Consider the following 404-nt stretch of genomic DNA (forward strand, 5'->3'; position numbering starts at 1 on the left):
TAGGCGTATGGCGTGGTGGTGCTCCAGTAGGCATCGCTGTTCAAGAAATGTTTGAAGTGCTTGGCGTCAAATGCGACCACATTGCTATTCGTACTTCGAGCTATACGGCCATTGGCGAACGCGCTAAACAAGTAAAAGTGCACGGTTTAACGTATCTCATTAATCGCGTTGAAAGCCACCAGAACCTGTTAATTGTTGACGATGTACACGACAGCGGTCTGAGTATTGATCAAACTATTGTTGATCTTACTGCTCGCTGTAAAAAGAACACTCCAACTATTAAAGTTGCGACCCCCTACTACAAGCCTAAGAACAACAAGACTAATCGCATCCCAGATTACTTCTTATATGAGAGCGATGAGTGGCTGGTATTCCCGCATGAATTAGATGGCTTAACAAAAGAA

At 44.1% G+C, this 404-nt stretch carries 1 protein-coding gene; it reads left to right on the plus strand.

The annotated features are described in order from the left end of the window. Positions 1-404: phosphoribosyltransferase (locus tag A3739_RS29745; protein ID WP_068501020.1), on the plus strand; the 404-nt coding region annotated here is incomplete at both ends.

The sequence above is a fragment of the Oleiphilus sp. HI0067 genome, assembly GCF_001635735.1.